The sequence below is a fragment of the Kitasatospora sp. NPDC059577 genome (genome assembly GCF_042735475.1).
Classification (GTDB): domain Bacteria; phylum Actinomycetota; class Actinomycetes; order Streptomycetales; family Streptomycetaceae; genus Kitasatospora.
The window spans coordinates 41,879-56,191 of record NZ_JBHWBZ010000044.1 but is presented as its reverse complement, the minus strand read 5'-3'; the positions used below and the strand labels follow the sequence as shown (position 1 = coordinate 56,191).

15 protein-coding genes are annotated in these 14,313 nt (G+C 75.5%); 9 read left to right on the top strand and 6 right to left on the bottom strand.

Going from position 1 to position 14,313, the window contains the following annotated elements; translation table 11 throughout:
• Positions 1–245 precede the first annotated feature (245 nt).
• Positions 246–1,247 carry a winged helix-turn-helix domain-containing protein gene (locus ACFV0O_RS28210; protein WP_360264426.1) on the top strand — a complete coding sequence of 334 codons (1,002 nt, stop codon included), beginning with the start codon at positions 246–248 and terminating at the stop codon, positions 1,245–1,247.
• A 225-nt stretch (positions 1,248–1,472) separates the two neighbouring features.
• Entirely contained in the window at positions 1,473–1,895 is a 423-nt protein-coding gene (locus ACFV0O_RS28205; RefSeq protein WP_380346473.1) for a hypothetical protein, read from the top strand.
• A 93-nt stretch (positions 1,896–1,988) separates the two neighbouring features.
• Here the strand turns inward: ACFV0O_RS28205 and ACFV0O_RS28200 are convergent, their stop codons facing one another.
• Positions 1,989–2,753 (bottom strand): alpha/beta hydrolase, encoded by a 765-nt coding sequence (locus tag ACFV0O_RS28200; protein ID WP_380346471.1) that lies wholly within the window; start codon positions 2,751–2,753, stop codon positions 1,989–1,991.
• A 201-nt stretch (positions 2,754–2,954) separates the two neighbouring features.
• On the opposite strand from ACFV0O_RS28200, the gene ACFV0O_RS28195 reads away from it, so the two are divergent.
• Complete coding sequence (locus ACFV0O_RS28195) at positions 2,955–3,788, top strand: hypothetical protein (protein ID WP_380346469.1); 834 nt, start codon at positions 2,955–2,957, stop codon at positions 3,786–3,788.
• A gap of 15 nt (positions 3,789–3,803) precedes the next feature.
• On the opposite strand, the gene ACFV0O_RS28190 is transcribed toward ACFV0O_RS28195, so the two are convergent.
• Entirely contained in the window at positions 3,804–4,157 is a 354-nt protein-coding gene (locus ACFV0O_RS28190) for a DUF6401 family natural product biosynthesis protein (protein ID WP_380346467.1), read from the bottom strand.
• 154 nt (positions 4,158–4,311) lie between these two features.
• Between ACFV0O_RS28190 and ACFV0O_RS28185 the strand changes: the two genes are divergently transcribed.
• The 3 genes from ACFV0O_RS28185 to ACFV0O_RS28175 all read left to right on the top strand — a co-directional run bounded on the left by ACFV0O_RS28185 (position 4,312) and on the right by ACFV0O_RS28175 (position 7,197).
• Positions 4,312–5,238, top strand: a complete 927-nt coding sequence (locus tag ACFV0O_RS28185) for an LLM class F420-dependent oxidoreductase (protein WP_380346465.1) — start codon at positions 4,312–4,314, stop codon at positions 5,236–5,238.
• A gap of 174 nt (positions 5,239–5,412) precedes the next feature.
• Positions 5,413–6,117, top strand: coding sequence for an AAA family ATPase (locus tag ACFV0O_RS28180; protein ID WP_380346463.1), 705 nt, complete (start codon positions 5,413–5,415; stop codon positions 6,115–6,117).
• A 96-nt stretch (positions 6,118–6,213) separates the two neighbouring features.
• Complete coding sequence (locus tag ACFV0O_RS28175; protein WP_380346461.1) at positions 6,214–7,197, top strand: zinc metalloprotease; 984 nt, start codon at positions 6,214–6,216, stop codon at positions 7,195–7,197.
• A 1-nt stretch (position 7,198) separates the two neighbouring features.
• Here the strand turns inward: ACFV0O_RS28175 and ACFV0O_RS28170 are convergent, their stop codons facing one another.
• A complete protein-coding gene (locus ACFV0O_RS28170; protein WP_380346460.1) occupies positions 7,199–7,582 on the bottom strand; it encodes a hypothetical protein in 384 nt (127 codons plus the stop codon).
• Between the two features lie 175 nt (positions 7,583–7,757).
• On the opposite strand from ACFV0O_RS28170, the gene ACFV0O_RS28165 reads away from it, so the two are divergent.
• Together ACFV0O_RS28165 and ACFV0O_RS28160 are read left to right on the top strand one after the other, a co-directional pair.
• Complete coding sequence (locus tag ACFV0O_RS28165; protein ID WP_380346458.1) at positions 7,758–8,207, top strand: universal stress protein; 450 nt, start codon at positions 7,758–7,760, stop codon at positions 8,205–8,207.
• Between the two features lie 53 nt (positions 8,208–8,260).
• Entirely contained in the window at positions 8,261–9,094 is an 834-nt protein-coding gene (locus ACFV0O_RS28160; protein WP_380346456.1) for a DNA-formamidopyrimidine glycosylase family protein, read from the top strand.
• Positions 9,095–9,126: 32 nt separating this feature from the next.
• Here the strand turns inward: ACFV0O_RS28160 and ACFV0O_RS28155 are convergent, their stop codons facing one another.
• The 3 genes from ACFV0O_RS28155 to ACFV0O_RS28145 form a co-directional block, all read right to left on the bottom strand.
• The gene (locus ACFV0O_RS28155) at positions 9,127–9,762 is read right to left on the bottom strand and encodes a uridine kinase (RefSeq protein ID WP_380346454.1); all 636 of its coding nucleotides are present in this window, start codon (positions 9,760–9,762) and stop codon (positions 9,127–9,129) included.
• A 29-nt stretch (positions 9,763–9,791) separates the two neighbouring features.
• Complete coding sequence (locus ACFV0O_RS28150) at positions 9,792–11,111, bottom strand: PQQ-binding-like beta-propeller repeat protein (protein WP_380346452.1); 1,320 nt, start codon at positions 11,109–11,111, stop codon at positions 9,792–9,794.
• 131 nt (positions 11,112–11,242) lie between these two features.
• Complete coding sequence (locus ACFV0O_RS28145) at positions 11,243–11,599, bottom strand: DUF4326 domain-containing protein (RefSeq protein WP_380346450.1); 357 nt, start codon at positions 11,597–11,599, stop codon at positions 11,243–11,245.
• Between the two features lie 93 nt (positions 11,600–11,692).
• Here ACFV0O_RS28145 and ACFV0O_RS28140 point away from each other — a divergent pair, with 93 nt between their 5' ends.
• The gene (locus tag ACFV0O_RS28140; RefSeq protein ID WP_380346448.1) at positions 11,693–14,266 is read left to right on the top strand and encodes a SpoIIE family protein phosphatase; all 2,574 of its coding nucleotides are present in this window, start codon (positions 11,693–11,695) and stop codon (positions 14,264–14,266) included.
• Positions 14,267–14,313: the final 47 nt, after the last annotated feature.

Below are 14,313 nucleotides of genomic sequence, written 5' to 3'. Positions count from 1 at the left end.
CGGGGGGGTGCTCCCCCGGCCCGTGGGGGGCGGGGGGGGGGGCCGCGGGGGGCGGCCCGGGGGGGCGGGGGCCGGCGCGCCCCCCCGGGCCCCCCCCGCCACCGGGTGTCCGGTCCGGCACCCGGACACCCCGCCCGGAGGGGGCAGGGCTCCGAGCCTGGCCGGGGAACGGGCTCCGGGCAAACGATTCGGTCCTCGCCGAACGGTCTTGCGTAGGTGCCGGTCCCGGGGAGACGATCGCGGTCGTGCTGCGAATCTTCTTCGGTACGGACGACCTGGCGCGGGTCCGGGTCGCGGAGCGCCCCGACATGTCGATGGAGTTGTCCCTCAGTGTGCACGCCCTGGTGAGCGGGCTGCGCGATCCGCGTTTCGAGGGCTGGCGGGACCACCTGCGGGCCTCCTGGAACCCGCGCACCGCGCTGCTGTTCGACCTCTACACCCGCTCGGCGATCCCGGAGTTCCTCGCCGTGCGGCGCGACCCGGGCGCCACCGAGAGCGCGACCGCCGAGGCGCCCGAGGCGCCGCTGCGCGACCACCTGCGCTCGGTGGGCGGGGAGCGGCAGTTGAGCGCCTTCGCGCGGGGCGTGGCGGCCGGCGACCGCAGGGCCAGGAGACTGCTCGGCAACGTCACCGCCGACTACCAGGTCCGGGCGATCGACCCGTACCGGCGGCAGATCGAGACCATCGTCACCACCGAGCACGGGCGGCGGCACCGGATCGCCGAGCCGGACCGGGTCCTGGGCTCGCTGCACCCGGCGGTGTCCTGGCGCCGCCCGGTGCTGAGCTTCCCGCTGGCGAACCGGTGCCGGCACGACGTGCGGCTGGACGGGCGGGGGTTACTGCTCCAGCCCTGCGTGTTCGGCCCCCGCCGCCCCGTCATCGCCCGCTTCGAAGACCCGGAGCAGCAGCCCGTGCTCCTCTACCCGGCCCGGATCGGTGGACCCTTGCGCGCCGAGCCCGAACCGACCGCGACCCCCAGCCGCACCCTGACGGCCCTGCTCGGCCAGACCAGGGCAGCCGCACTGGAGGCGATCTCCGCCCACGGCCCCTGTTCCACCAAGGAGTTGGCCGCTCACCTGGGCATCTCCAGTGCCTCCGCGAGCGAGCACGCCACCGTCCTCGCCGACTCCGGCCTCACCGCCAAGGACCGCACCGGCCGCACCGTGACCCACCGCCCCACCCCGCTCGGCGAGGCCCTCCTGGCCGGCCGGGTGCCGTCCCGCGATGCCGGGCCCGAGGCCGCCTGACCTCGCGGGCGCGGCGGCTTCCGGGGTCGGGGAGACCCCCGGGCTGAACGCGTTCAAAGCCGTGCGCCATGATGAGGGTGCGCGGGAAGCTCCCCGCCGCGGCCTGCGGCGACGGACGAACCCGGGCCGTCCCCGCCCGCGCCCCGCCACGCCCCGGACACCCTGACCGGAACCGGGAGCCGGCGCAGGCCGGGCCACCGCCGCCGCGTTCCGAGAGCCCGCACCGTGACCGAACCCTTCACCCTCGAAGCCCAGTTGCACCTGGTCGGCGCCGCCCTCGTCGCCATGGGCCTGTTCCACGCGGTGCTGCCCCGCGCCATCGGCTGGCCCGCCGACCTGCGCGGTACCGCCCTGTTGACCCGTCAGGTCTCCTACGCCCACGTGTTCTTCATCGGTCTGGGCTGCACCCTCCTCGGCCTGCTCCCGCTCTGCCTCGCCCCCGACCTCCTGGCCGGCACCCGTCTCGGCACCGCGCTGCTGGCCGGTCAGACCCTCTTCTGGGGCCTGCGCTGGCTCTTCGAGTTCGCCGTCTTCTCCCCGAAGCTGTGGCGCGGCGACCCGCTCCGCACCGCCGCCCACCTCGCCCTCTCCGTCCTCTGGACCTGGGTCACGGCGGTCTTCGCCACCGCCCTGTGGCGGGTCCTTTAGGCCCCTGTCCGGCCGAGGCCCGTCGTCAAGCCGCGTCCACGGGCGGCGGGCAAGGAAGCGGCGGGCAGGGGCCGCGGGCGGGGGGTGCCCCGGTCAGGCGTCGGCCGGGAGGACCGGGGTGCGGCGTGGCTGGCGGGGCAGCGGGAGCGCGAGGGCTTCAGGGGAGGTGGCGGGGAGGGCGAGCGCGGAGGCGGTTTCGGCGGGGAGCGGGTGGAGGCCGAGCAGGGCGGTGGTGAGGCGGGTGGTGGCGCGGTGCCAGTCGGGGCCACGCCGGAGCATGGCGTGGCCGCTGCCGGTGACGGTGTAGCCGCAGACGCGGGCGCCGGCGGCGCGGCTGCGGACGGCGAAGGCGCGGGTGTCGGCGGGCAGGGTGACGGTGTCGCGGTCGCCGTGCAGCAGCAGGACGTCCCGGCCGGCGAGTTGTTCGCACGGGTCCTCGGCCGGGCACCACGGGGCGAGGGCGACCAGGCCGGTGACGGAGGGGTGTCCGCCGGCCTGCAGCGCGGCCCGCCCGCCCATCGAGTGGCCGATCAGAACGGTGGGCACCGGGCCCAGCAGCGCGGCCAGTTCGTCGAGTGCGGTGAGTGCGTCCCGGGCGGCGTCGGCGCGCTCGCCGTTCCAGCCGCGGTGGCGGTAGCGGACGGTGGCGATGGCGACCCCGGAGTCCGCGGTCGCCCTGGTCAGGGAGCGCAGGAAGCCGTGCATCCGCAGCAGGGGGAGGTTGAGGCGACCGGGCCGGGCGAGGTTGTGCTCCTCGCCGCCGTGCAGGACCAGGACGGCGGCCCGTGCCCGTTCCGGGCGGGTCCGCCAGTGCAGCGCCCGGTGCTCCACCGCGCTGTCCGCCGTCGTACCGCTCACTGCCGCACCGTCCCGTCCGTCCCGCCCCGTCGCCCTTCCCCCGGACCGCCACTGTACGCGCGCGGACCTGCGGACCGTTCACCCGAGGGGAGCATCCCGGACACCGGGCGCGCGCGGCCCGCCGGGGGGCCTGCTATCCACGAAGGGTGGGGGGCCACCGGGTGCCCGCTCGTGGCGCCGCGTCACCGAGTGGAGGACTCCGTGGTCCAGCAGCTCGCACTGTCCGTCGACTTCGGGTCGGGCTTCACCGAAGCCTGGTCGAAGATCGCGAAGGTCATCCCGCAGTTCATCGCCTTCCTGGTGATCCTGGCCATCGGCTGGCTGGTGGCCAGGGCCATCGGCAAGGTCCTCGACCGGGTGATGCGCAGGCTCGGGTCGGAACGGGTCGCGGAGCGGTCCGGGATGGCGGCGCGCCTGGCGGGCTCGACGTACGACCTGACCGGCATCGTCTGCAAGGTCGTCTACTACATCGTGCTGCTGATGGCCCTGCAACTGGCGTTCGGCGTCTTCGGCCCGAACCCGATCAGCGTGATGATCCACAGCATCGTCGCCTGGCTGCCCCGCGCGATCGTCGCCGTCGTGATCGTGGTGGTCGCGATGGCCATCGCCAACGGCGTGCGCGACATCGTGGGCAACTCGCTCTCCGGCGCCTCCTACGGCCGGGCGGTCGCCACCACGGTCTGGGCGTTCATCGTGGCGCTCGGTGTGATCGCCGCGCTGGGACAGGTCGGGATCGCGACGGCGATCACCACGCCGGTGCTGATCGCCGTGCTCGCCACCGTCGCCGGCGTGGTGGTGGTCGGGGTCGGCGGCGGTCTGATCATGCCGATGCGGCAGCGCTGGGAGCGGTGGCTGGACAGTGCCGAGCAGGAGACCGCCAAGCTGCGCGGCAGCGCCTACCAGGCCGGACGCTCCGACGCGCTGGCCAACCAGCCGGTCCGGCCGACGGCGCAGACCGGCCCGACCGGCCCCGGGACCCAGACCGGCCCGGGCACCCCGCCGCCCCCGGGCATCGAACCCGGCGGGACCACCTGACGGGCGCCGGGCGGCTCAGACCTCCAGCAGGCCCTGCTCGCGCACCAGCCAGCAGATCGCGGTGAGCCGGAGCACGGCGTAGTCGTAGCCGACCGGCTCGCGCCAGCCGATCTCGGTGAGCGCGTCCAGGAAACCCAGGGCGTAGTCCGACAGTTCCGCACGGTCCAGGGGCCGGGGCGCGAGCTCCGGCCCCTGCATGTACAGCAGCTCGCGCAGCATCGCCGCGTGCTGGTCGACCGCCGCGACGAAGCCGGGCTCGAAGGCGAATTCGGCCAGCCGCGGCGTGAACGCCGCCACGATGCCTGGCAGCGGGCAGCCGGCCGGCTCGTCGGGGGAGCGCCGGAAGGATTCGTCGGGGGTCGCGAACATCCGTCCACGGTAGGCGAGCGCCGCGGCGGGAGCGGGCGCCCGTGACGCTTCCGTGCTGAGACCTTGGCCACCCGACGGCGGGTACCGGCACGTTCCGTGGTGTGGCCGGTTCCCTGCGCTCACGCCCGGGTGGTCCCGTACCAGAATGGTCCGCATGGATCTCCGCATCTTCACCGAACCGCAGCAGGGCGCGAGCTACGACACCCTCCTGAAGGTCGCCCGCACCGCGGAGGAGCTCGGCGCGTTCAGCGCCTTCTTCCGCTCCGACCACTACCTGAAGATGGGCGACGTGGACGGCCTCCCCGGCCCCACCGACGCCTGGATCACCCTGGCCGGCCTCGCCCGCGACACCCGCACCATCCGCCTCGGCACCCTGATGACCGCCGCGACCTTCCGGCTGCCCGGCGTCACCGCGATCCAGGTCGCCCAGGTCGACGCGATGAGCGGCGGCCGGGTCGAGTTCGGCCTCGGCGCCGGCTGGTACGAGGCCGAGCACACCGCCTACGGCATCCCCTTCCCCAAGGAGAAGTTCGGGCGGCTGGAGGAGCAGCTGGCGATCATCACCGGGCTGTGGAACACCAAGCTCGGCGACACCTTCGACTTCGCCGGCGAGTACTACACGCTGACCGACTCGCCCGCGCTCCCCAAGCCCGCCCAGGACCGCATCCCGGTTTTGGTCGGCGGCCTCGGCCCGAAGCGCACCCCCGCGCTGGCCGCCCGCTTCGCCGACGAGTTCAACCTGCCGTTCGCCTCGGTGGACGACTCCGCCGCGCAGTTCGGCAGGGTCCGCGCCGCCGTCGAGGGGGCCGGTCGCCGGGCCGACGACCTGGTCTACTCCAATGCCCTGGTCGCCTGTGTCGGCCGGGACGACGCGGAGGTGGCCCGTCGGGCCGCCGCCATCGGCCGCGAGGTCGACGAGCTGAAGGCCAACGGCCTGGCCGGCACCCCGGACGAGGTCGTCGAGCGGATCGGCCGGTTCGCGGCCGTCGGCAGCGAGCGGATCTACTTGCAGATCCTCGACCTGGACGATCTCGACCACCTGGAGCTGATCGCCTCCCGGGTCGCCCCGCAGCTCGGCTGACGAACGGCGCCGGTGCGCGGCGGCCCCTTCCGGCCACGGGCCCGGCCGCTCCCCGGCCGCGGGCCCGGTCGGTGACGGCGGCGTCCGGAAACGGGCCCGGTCCCGTCACGGGGCCGGGCCCGGCAGGGACCGTCCGTACCCGCTCCGACCTCCGCCCTTTACTCGCTCTTGGGAATGCGCCATGCTCCTGAGGAGGGAACGGCGGGGGGAGAACCGGTGAGCGGGACGAGAACGGCGCGGGCGGCGGGGCCGAGGGTGCCGCCGCGGCGCACCGCCGGGGAACGCGTCGTCCTGCCCCCGTCGCACGACCCGACCGCCCTCCACGAACTGCGCGGACCCGGTCCGGCGGCCCTGCGCTACCCGGCCGGTGACCTGCTGGTCGTCACCGGTCTGCCCGGCAGCGGCAAGAGCACCCTGATGCGCCGCTGCGTCCGCGCCCCGCTGATCGACTCCCAGCTGGTCCGCGAGGAGTACGCGGCCAGGCTGCCCGGCCGCCTCCCGTACGCCCTCTACCGCCCGCTCGCCCGGATCGCGCACTACCGGCGACTGCGCCGCGCCGTGCTGGACGGCGGGTCGCTCGCGGTGCACGACTGCGGCACGCTGCCCTGGGTGCGGGCCTGGCTCGCCCGCACCGCCGCGGGCCAGGGCCGTCGGGTGCACCTGCTGGTGCTCGACGTCGACCCGGCCGAGGCGCTCGCCGGGCAGCGGTGGCGCGGGCGCGGCGTCTCCCGCTACGCCTTCGTACGGCACCGCTCCGGCCTCGCCCGGCTGCGCCGGTGGATCGGGGCCGGCCGGCTGCCGGCCGGCTGTGCGTCGGCCGTGGTACTCGACCGGGCCGCCGCGCGCGCCCTGCGGGAGATCGACTTCACGGCGTCGTAGTCTCGGCGAGTCCGCGCCGGGCAGCGGGCCGGCGGGTCCGGCCGGAGCGCGCCGGGGCGTGGCCGAGACTCCGTCACCTCCCCGTCAGGAGCGCAGATGCGCCGTACTGCCCGGGTGCGCTCGCGTGCCCCCCGCCTGTTCCCCTGCGCGGCCGCACTGGTCGCCGCCCTCGGTGTGAGCCAGTTCGCGGCGCCGGCCCCGCAGCGCGCGGCCGCCGCCCCGACGACGACCGCGTGCGACGGCTCCGACGCCGACGCCGTCGGCGCAGCCGCCCGCAGGCCGGCCGGCAGCCAGGCCGGGAAGGATCCGAACGCCGTCACCGCGGCCCAGGCCCGTGCCATGCAGGCCGACCTCGACGACCGGCTCACCGCTCTCGGTTCCACCCACGTCCCGCTGTCCGGCGGCGCGACCACCGTCCCGGTGTACGTCCACGTCATCCACGACGGGAGCGCCGGCCGGCTCGCCGACAGCACCGTCGCTGCCCAGATCGACCACCTCAACGCCACCTACGGCGGCGAGGGCGAGGGCAACACCGCCACCGGCTTCCGGTTCGCACTGGCCGGCACCGACTACACCGACAAGGCCGCCTGGTACACCGGGATGACGCCCGGCTCGGCCGCCGAGAAGGCGATGAAGAAGCAGCTGCGCAAGGGCGACCAGGGCACCCTCAACCTCTACACCGCCCACCTCGGCCAGTCCCTGCTCGGCTGGTCGACTTTCCCGAACGCCTACCGGTCGGACCCGGCCGACGACGGCGTGGTCGTGCTCGACGCCTCCCTGCCCGGAGGCTCCGCCACCCACTACAACGAGGGCAACACCGTCACCCACGAGACCGGCCACTGGCTCGGCCTTCTCCACACCTTCCAGGGCGGCTGCCTGCTCCCGGGCGACTACGTGGACGACACCCCGCCCGAGCGCAGCGCGGCCTTCGGCTGCCCCGAGGGCCGGGACACCTGCCCCGCGACCGGCGCGGACCCGATCCACAACTTCATGGACTACAGCTACGACGAGTGCATGAGCGAGTTCACCCCCGGACAGATCCAGCGAATGGTGAACTCGTGGTCCGCCTACCGGAGTTGATCTAACAGGAGACGTCGAGGTAGAGCAGTGTCCGGCCGTCCGCGGCGCGGAACTCGTACGCCCGGTGGTCCTCGGCGCAGGCCGCCCGCCAGGCGGCCGGGCGCTCCTCGGGGGCGAGCAGGACGGGGACGAAGCGGTCGGGGAAGTCCTCGTGCCAACGGCCCCGGAGGCCGAGTGTCAGCTCGTCGGCGCCGGCCGCCAGCCGCCGGGCCAGCCGCCGGTCCACCGGGCCGCGGACCAGCCGCCAGTAGCAGCCCGCACCGTCCAGGAACCCGCCCGACCCGATCGGGTCCCGGACGTCCAGGCGCTCGTGCTCCTCCTGCGGCGGCAGCGCCGCGAGGACCTCGGCGAAACCGCCGGACCGGCGGCGGGGCTTGTTCGGCATCCGGGCATCGTTCCAGCCGGCCGGGGTGAACGCACTCGATTTGAATGCGGTACCCCGCGATCGGCGCGGCAAATGCCGGACATATGTCCGATTTGATCTATGTTTGAAGGGTCGGACCGATCAGGAGCCCCACCCGGCTGCACCAGCCGGCAGGAGCAAGCGAAGGAGCAAGGCCATGAGTGCCAGTCCCCGGATCGTCGTCGGCGTGGACGGCTCGCCCGCCTCGGAGCAGGCGCTGCACTGGGCGGTCGACTACGCGAAAGCCGTCGGCGGCACCATCAACGCCATCGCCGCCTGGGAGTACCCCGCCTTCTACGGCTGGGCCGGACAGGGCGTGCCGACCGTCGAGACCTTCAACCCCGAGGAACTCGCGGGCAAGATCCTCTCCGACACCGTCGCCAAGGTGGTCGGCGAGGACCCGGGCGTACGGATCAGCGAGACCGTGATGCCCGGTAACGCCGCCAAGGCGCTGCTGGAGGCCGCCGGCGGCGCGGCGCTGATCGTCGTCGGCAGCCGCGGCCTCGGCGGGTTCTCCGGCGTGCTGCTCGGCTCGGTCAGCCGCCACCTCACCGAGCAGGCGCCGTGCCCGGTCGTCGTCGTCCGCGAGGGCCACCCCGGGCAGTAGGCCCACGAGCCGGCCGGTCGTCGCCGGGCCGCCGCGCGGGAGAGGATGGAGTCATGCCAGAAGGTGACTCCGTCTACCGCGTGGCGGCCCGGCTGCACGAGGACCTCGCCGGACAGCCGCTGACCGCCGCCGACCTGCGGGTGCCCGCCCACGCCACCGCCGCACTCGCCGGCCGCCGGGTGCTGGAGGTCGCCCCGCGCGGCAAACACCTGCTCACCCGCCTCGAAGGCGGCCTCACCCTGCACACCCACCTGCGGATGGACGGCCGCTGGGAGGTCTACCGCCCCGGCGAACGGTGGACCGGCGGACCCGACTGGCAGATCCGGGCCGTCCTCGGCACGGACCGCGGCACCGCCGTCGGCTACCGGCTCCCCGTCGTCGAACTGCTGCGCACCACCGACGAGCGGCGGATCGTCGGCCACCTCGGCCCGGACCTGCTCGGCCCCGACTGGGACCCGGTCGAGGCCGTCCGCCGGCTTCTCGCCCGGCCCGGCCGCCCGGTCGTCGAGGCCCTGCTCGACCAGCGCAACCTGGCCGGGATCGGCAACGTCTACGCCAACGAACTGTGCTTCGTGGCCGGCGTGACACCGTGGACCGAGGTCGGCGAACTCCCGCACCCCGACCGGCTGGTGGAGCGCGCCCGGCAGATGCTGGAGGCCAACAAGCTGCGCCCCGGCCACATCACCACCGGCGACACCAGGCCCGGCTACCAGCACTGGGTCTACGGCCGGGCCGGCCGGCCCTGCCCGCGCTGCGTCACCCCCGTCGTGACCGGGCGTCAGGGCACGCCGCCGCGCGACCGCACGGTCTTCTGGTGCCCCTACTGCCAGCGCGGCCCCGCCCCGGAAGCCGTCCGGACCGCCCGAGGGAGCCGGCCGGGTCGGTGAGCCGGCGCCGGGGCGGTGTGCGGAGACGGCCGCTACGGCTGCTCCACCAGCGCCGGGTGGCGGGGGTCGTCCATCCGGACGGTGAGGTCGGCGAGTTGCGCGGGGGTGGTCTCGGCCTCGTAGCGGGCGAAGGCCGGCAGGGTCCACTGCTGGTCGGCGGCGGTGCGGCGGGCCAGCGCGGCCGGGGTGAGGGCGAGGTGGACGGTCAGGTCCAGCGGCAGCCAGCGGCCGAGCAGGAGCGCTCCGTCGAGCAGCAGCACGCCGTTCGGCGGGAGCCGGGTGTACGCCGCGCGGGTGGAACGGTCGGTCACCGGGTCGCGCAGCGTGGGCAGGACGCGGCCGCTGCCGCCGGGCTCCAGCGGGTCGAGGACCTCGCGCAGCAGCGCGCCGTCGTCCAGCCACAGGTCGTGGAAGGCGTCCGCGTCGTGGTGGCCGTACTCCAGCCGGATCGACGCCGGGCGCAGGAAGTCCGCCGCCGACACCCGCAGGGTGGGGCGGCCGCGCAGCCGCAGCGGCTCCACCAGGGCGTCGGCGAGCGCCTCGGGGCGGGCGGCCGCCGCGCCGTCGACGGCCACCCGCAGCCGGCGGTCGGCGGCGCCGGGCAGGGCGGTGATGCGGTCGGCGAGCAGCTCGGCCAGGTTGTCGGGGGAGATCGGGCGTACCTGCATCGGGCCATCCTGCCGCGTCGTGGAGCCGCTCAGCTCAGGGGGAGGGCGTGCAGGACGTCGTCGTGGCCCGCGTACAGGCGGCCGCCGTCGGTGGCGACGCTCCAGACGTCCTTGCCCGGCCCGGAGTCGTGGAAGGTCCAGTCCAGTCGCCCGGTCGGGGTGTGGATCGCGCTGACCCCGCCGGTCGCCGTGCCCGGCACGAACAGCATGTCGGCGGCGACCACCGGACGGCTGCGGCGGTCCAGCAGGAACGGCAGCCGACAGGTCCACAGCACCCCGCCGGTGACCGCGTCGTGGCAGGTGACGATGCCGTGGTCACTCGGGACGTACACCCGGGGGCCGTCCGGGACGGGCGGCAGCGCCCGCCAGGAGTCGCCCCGGGCGGGGGAGTAGGTCCAGCCCGGTTCGCCGGTGGGCTGCAGCATGCGCACGCCGCCGTTGCCGTCGGGGACGTAGACGTCCTGCGTGCCGGTGGCGCACCAGCGCAGGTCCTCGTCCCCGTGCGCGGTCCACAGCGGGCGGCCGGTGGCGGCGTCCCGGGCCACCAGTTCGGCGCGGAACCCGAGGAAGCGGACGCAGGCCACCACGCTGCCGCCGATCCTGGTGGCGGGGGCGACCGGCTGCTCCTCCTGCTCGGTCGGGACGGTCCAGAGGAAGGAGCGGTCGGCGACCCGCAGGGCGAAGAGGTGGTTGTCCGGCGGGGCGCCGTCGGGGCCGGGGCGGCCCCAGGAGTAGCCGTAGAGGATGCCGCGGTCGTAGCCGGTGAGGCGGGTCCGGCCCTGCAGCTCGTCGGGCAGCGGCAGGCTCCAGTCGGCCGCGGGGTCCGTGAAGTGCCGGGCTTCGAGGTGGCCCTCGTAGGTGGTGGTGAAGAGGAGGTCGGGCCCGATCACGACCTTGCCGAGCAGGTCGAGGTCGCTGGGCCAGTCCCGGCTGTCCGGCGGGTCGAAGACCAGCAGCCGGGCGGCGGTGCCCCGGGCGGCGTCGAGCACCTGGAGGCCGTTCCTGGACAGGTAGACGGGACGGGCCGGCGGGCCGGTGAGCCGCGCCGGGGTCATCGCCTCGGGGCCGCGGTAGGTCCAGAGGGGGGTCGGCCCGGAGAGCGCGGTGGGCGGCGGCTCGGTCGGCCTCGGTGCGGGGGGCGCCCCGTCGGCACCCGAACGGCCGAACGCCCACGCGGCCCCGCCCGCCGCGAGGGCCCCGGCCCCGATCAGCATCCGGCGCCGACTCGGCCGCGGACCGTCCCCGCCGCCGCCGATCACGTCCTCGGGCGCCTCGCCGCCGCTGCTCTCCTCCCCGTCCCACTGCCACGACGCCTCGTGCGCGGTGTTCCCGGACGACGGCGACTGCATACGCTCTCGCTTCCCCACCGGCGGCCCCGCGCCGCCACCCGTCCGGAGGATATCGAACAGTCCCCGAACGATTCGAACGGTTCGAACGTGCGCGACGGCGGGAGGGGAAGCGGTTCCTCGGGCACCGGCCCTCAGGGGCGCTCCGGGGAGTGCTTCGAGGAGTCCTCCGGGGGGTGGTCGGCGAGCTCGGCGAGGACGTCGGCGTGGCAGGGGAGCGGGGCGCACCAGCAGGCGAGGCGGTGGCCGCGCAGGGGCGGGACGAGGGCGAGGAGGTCCGGGCGGGCGAGCAGGTACGCGCGGTACTTCGCGACCATCTCCTCCCGGGTGAGGTCCGGGCCCGGCCGGTAGGGGCAGTGCAGGGGGGACTCGGCGAGGTGCCAGCCGCCGCGGTGCGCGGCACGGCCGACGTAGACGGCGTCGCCGTAGGCGGGGTCGTCGCGGTGGCCCTTGAGGTTGACCACGGTGGTGCGGCGGGACGGGCTCGGCATGCCGTCCATGCTGGTGCAAGCCGGGCCTCGCGGCAGCCCGGGGCGGGGCGGGCTCGCCTTGACACCGTTCCGGCCCCGGCGTAGCAAAAGAGCATGCGCCATCCGCATGCGACCGGTGGGGCCCCTGGGGCGTGGTCCGGACCGGACCAGCCGCGGGAGCCCGGGGCCGACGCGGTGGTGGGCCGGGCTGCTCCCCGGACCGGGCCGGCGGCGGACCGGCCTGCGGAGCACCGTCGGGACGAGCTGTTCGCGGACGCCGTGCGCGGGGTGCTCGGGCGCACCGGGGCGTACGGCGCGCTGGTGTACCTGCGGTCGAGGGACCGGCGGTCGCTGGCGCTGCGGACGATCGCGGGGGTGCCGCTGGCGGTGATGAGCCCGTTCCGGCGGGTCGCGGCGGCCGGGCCGCTGCCGGTCGCGGTCTGCTTCCGGACCGGGCACGAGATCGTGCTCACCGGCAGTGAGGACACCATGCGGCGCTTCCCGCAGCTCGCGGTCGGTCTGCCGTACGACTTCGCGTCCGCCTGCGTGCCGGTGGAGCACGGCGGCGAGCGGTTCGGGGTGCTGAGCGTGCTGTGGCCGGCCTCGGACGACGGGGTGCCGGAGTCGTCGCGTCCGCTGATCGCCGCCGTCGCGGCCGAACTGGGCGACGGTCTGGCCGGGTTGGAGGAGTCCGGGCAGTCGGTGGAGCCGGGCGGGGAGGGGGAGCCGGCGGTGGTCGAGCTGCCGCCGCCGTCGTCGGTGCCGACCATCCGGGTCGGGCTGTTCGACTGGGACGTGGCCACCGGGGCACTCGCCGCGGACGAGCAGTTCCGGGAGATCTTCGGTTTCGGCCCGGGCGAGTTCGACGGCACGGCGACCTCCCTGAGTGGCAGGATCGCCCCGGGCGACCTGCCGCAGTTCCGGGCCGCCGCCAGGACGGCGCTGGAGCACGGCGAGGTGCTGGCCGCCCGGGTCCGGGTGCTGGGGCCGGACGGCTTGCCGTACCCGGTGGAGCTGTGGGCGCGGGCACCCGCGGTGGTCTCCCGCGGCCGGACCCACCTGGTGGGCGCCGTGCTGGACGTCCGGAGCCTGACCGCCGCCGCGGCCGCCGTCGAGCGGCTGCGCGAGGGCGTGTTCTCACTCGACCTGGACGGCCGGATCCGTTACGCCAACCACGCCACCGAGCCACTGCTGCGGGCCCGCCGCGAGGACCTGATCGGCCACCACCCCTGGGACGTGCTGCCCTGGCTCGCCGACCCGTTCTACGAGAACCGCTACCGGGCGGCGCTGCTCTCCCAACGGCCCGCCACCTTCCTGGCGGCCCGCCCGCCGGACGGCTGGCTCGCCTTCTCGCTCTACCCCGACGCACACGGCGTCACCGGCCGGGTGGTCTCCGCCGAGCCCCTGCCGGACGCCGTCGAGCCCCTGCCGGCCGCTCCGCCGCCGGCCGCCCGCACCGGCGTCGGCGGCACCCACCACCTGCTCCAGCTGGCCAGTGCGCTGACCGAGGCGGTCACCGTTCGCGACGTGTGCCGGGCGGTGGCCGAGGAGATCCTGCCGGCCTTCGGCGGCCAGGAGCTGGCCATCTACACGGTGCACGACCAGGAGTTGCAGCTGGTCTCGCAGTCCGGCTACCCGGACGGCTTCCTGGACTCCTTCGAGGGCACCCCGGTCGACGCCCGCGTCCCGGGCGCGGAGACCCTCAGCTCAGGCACCGCGATCTTCTTCGAGTCGGTGCGCGAACTCGCCGCCGCCTACCCCGGCCTCGCCCTGGACGAGATGGGCGCCTGGGCGTTCCTGCCGCTGATCGCCTCCGGCCGGGCGGTCGGCAGCTGCATCCTCGGCTTCGACCGCCCGCACCAGTTCACGGTCGAGGAGCGCGGCCTGCTCACGGCGCTCGGCGGCTTCATCGCCCAGGCCCTGGAACGCGCCCGGCTGTACGACGCCGAGTTCGCTGTGGCCCGTGGGCTGCAGCAGGCGCTGCTGCCGCACCGGCTCGCCGAGGTGCCCGGGATCCGGATCACCGCCCGCTACCTGCCCGGCACCCAGGGGATGGAGATCGGCGGCGACTGGTACGACGCGATCGTCACCGACGGGGACGTCACCCTGGTGATCGGCGACGTCGAGGGCCACAGCGTCGGCGCCGCCGCCACGATGGGCCAGCTGCGCAGTGCGGTCCGCGCCTTCGCGACCGGCGGCGACCCGCCCGACCAGGTGCTCGCCCACACCAACCGGCTGCTGCTGGACCTCGACCCCGGGCTGCTCGCCAGCTGCTGCCTGGTCCGGCTCGCCTCGGCCGACGGAACCGCCCGGATCGCCCGCGCCGGGCACATGCCGCCGGTGCTGCGGCACCCGGACGGGCGGACCGAGGCGCTGTACGTGGCGGGCGGGCCGCTGCTGGGGGTGGACGAGCTGGCCGCGTACCCGGTCAGCGAGCTGCGGCTGAGCCCGGGCTCGGTGCTGGCCCTGTACACGGACGGGCTGGTCGAGGACCCGGCGGCGGCGATCGACGAGGGCGTGGACCGGCTGCGGGCCGCGATGGCCCGGGCCGAGCCGGGGGAGGACCTGGAGGAGGCTGCCGAGCGGCTGCTGCGCGAGGTCGGTTCGGCCCGTCGGGTGGACGACGTGGCGCTGCTGCTGACGGCCTTCGGCCGGGCCGCCGCCGGGCCGACGCCGCCGTCGGTGTGATCGGACATCGGCGCGAGCAGGCACCGGCGGGTGTGACCGGTCGCCGG

Excerpts from the sequence above, each read along its gene's own strand:
- ACFV0O_RS28160 (WP_380346456.1), top strand. The coding sequence starts at position 8,261 with ATGCCAGAAGGTGACTCCGTCTACCGCGTGGCGGCCCGGCTGCACGAG.
- ACFV0O_RS28170 (WP_380346460.1), bottom strand. The coding sequence starts at position 7,582 with ATGCCGAACAAGCCCCGCCGCCGGTCCGGCGGTTTCGCCGAGGTCCTC.
- ACFV0O_RS28150 (WP_380346452.1), bottom strand. The coding sequence starts at position 11,111 with ATGCAGTCGCCGTCGTCCGGGAACACCGCGCACGAGGCGTCGTGGCAG.
- ACFV0O_RS28145 (WP_380346450.1), bottom strand. The coding sequence starts at position 11,599 with ATGCCGAGCCCGTCCCGCCGCACCACCGTGGTCAACCTCAAGGGCCAC.
- ACFV0O_RS28175 (WP_380346461.1), top strand. The coding sequence starts at position 6,214 with ATGCGCCGTACTGCCCGGGTGCGCTCGCGTGCCCCCCGCCTGTTCCCC.
- ACFV0O_RS28140 (WP_380346448.1), top strand. The coding sequence starts at position 11,693 with ATGCGCCATCCGCATGCGACCGGTGGGGCCCCTGGGGCGTGGTCCGGA.
- ACFV0O_RS28180 (WP_380346463.1), top strand. The coding sequence starts at position 5,413 with ATGCGCCATGCTCCTGAGGAGGGAACGGCGGGGGGAGAACCGGTGAGC.
- ACFV0O_RS28185 (WP_380346465.1), top strand. The coding sequence starts at position 4,312 with ATGGATCTCCGCATCTTCACCGAACCGCAGCAGGGCGCGAGCTACGAC.
- ACFV0O_RS28190 (WP_380346467.1), bottom strand. The coding sequence starts at position 4,157 with ATGTTCGCGACCCCCGACGAATCCTTCCGGCGCTCCCCCGACGAGCCG.
- ACFV0O_RS28155 (WP_380346454.1), bottom strand. The coding sequence starts at position 9,762 with ATGCAGGTACGCCCGATCTCCCCCGACAACCTGGCCGAGCTGCTCGCC.
- ACFV0O_RS28165 (WP_380346458.1), top strand. The coding sequence starts at position 7,758 with ATGAGTGCCAGTCCCCGGATCGTCGTCGGCGTGGACGGCTCGCCCGCC.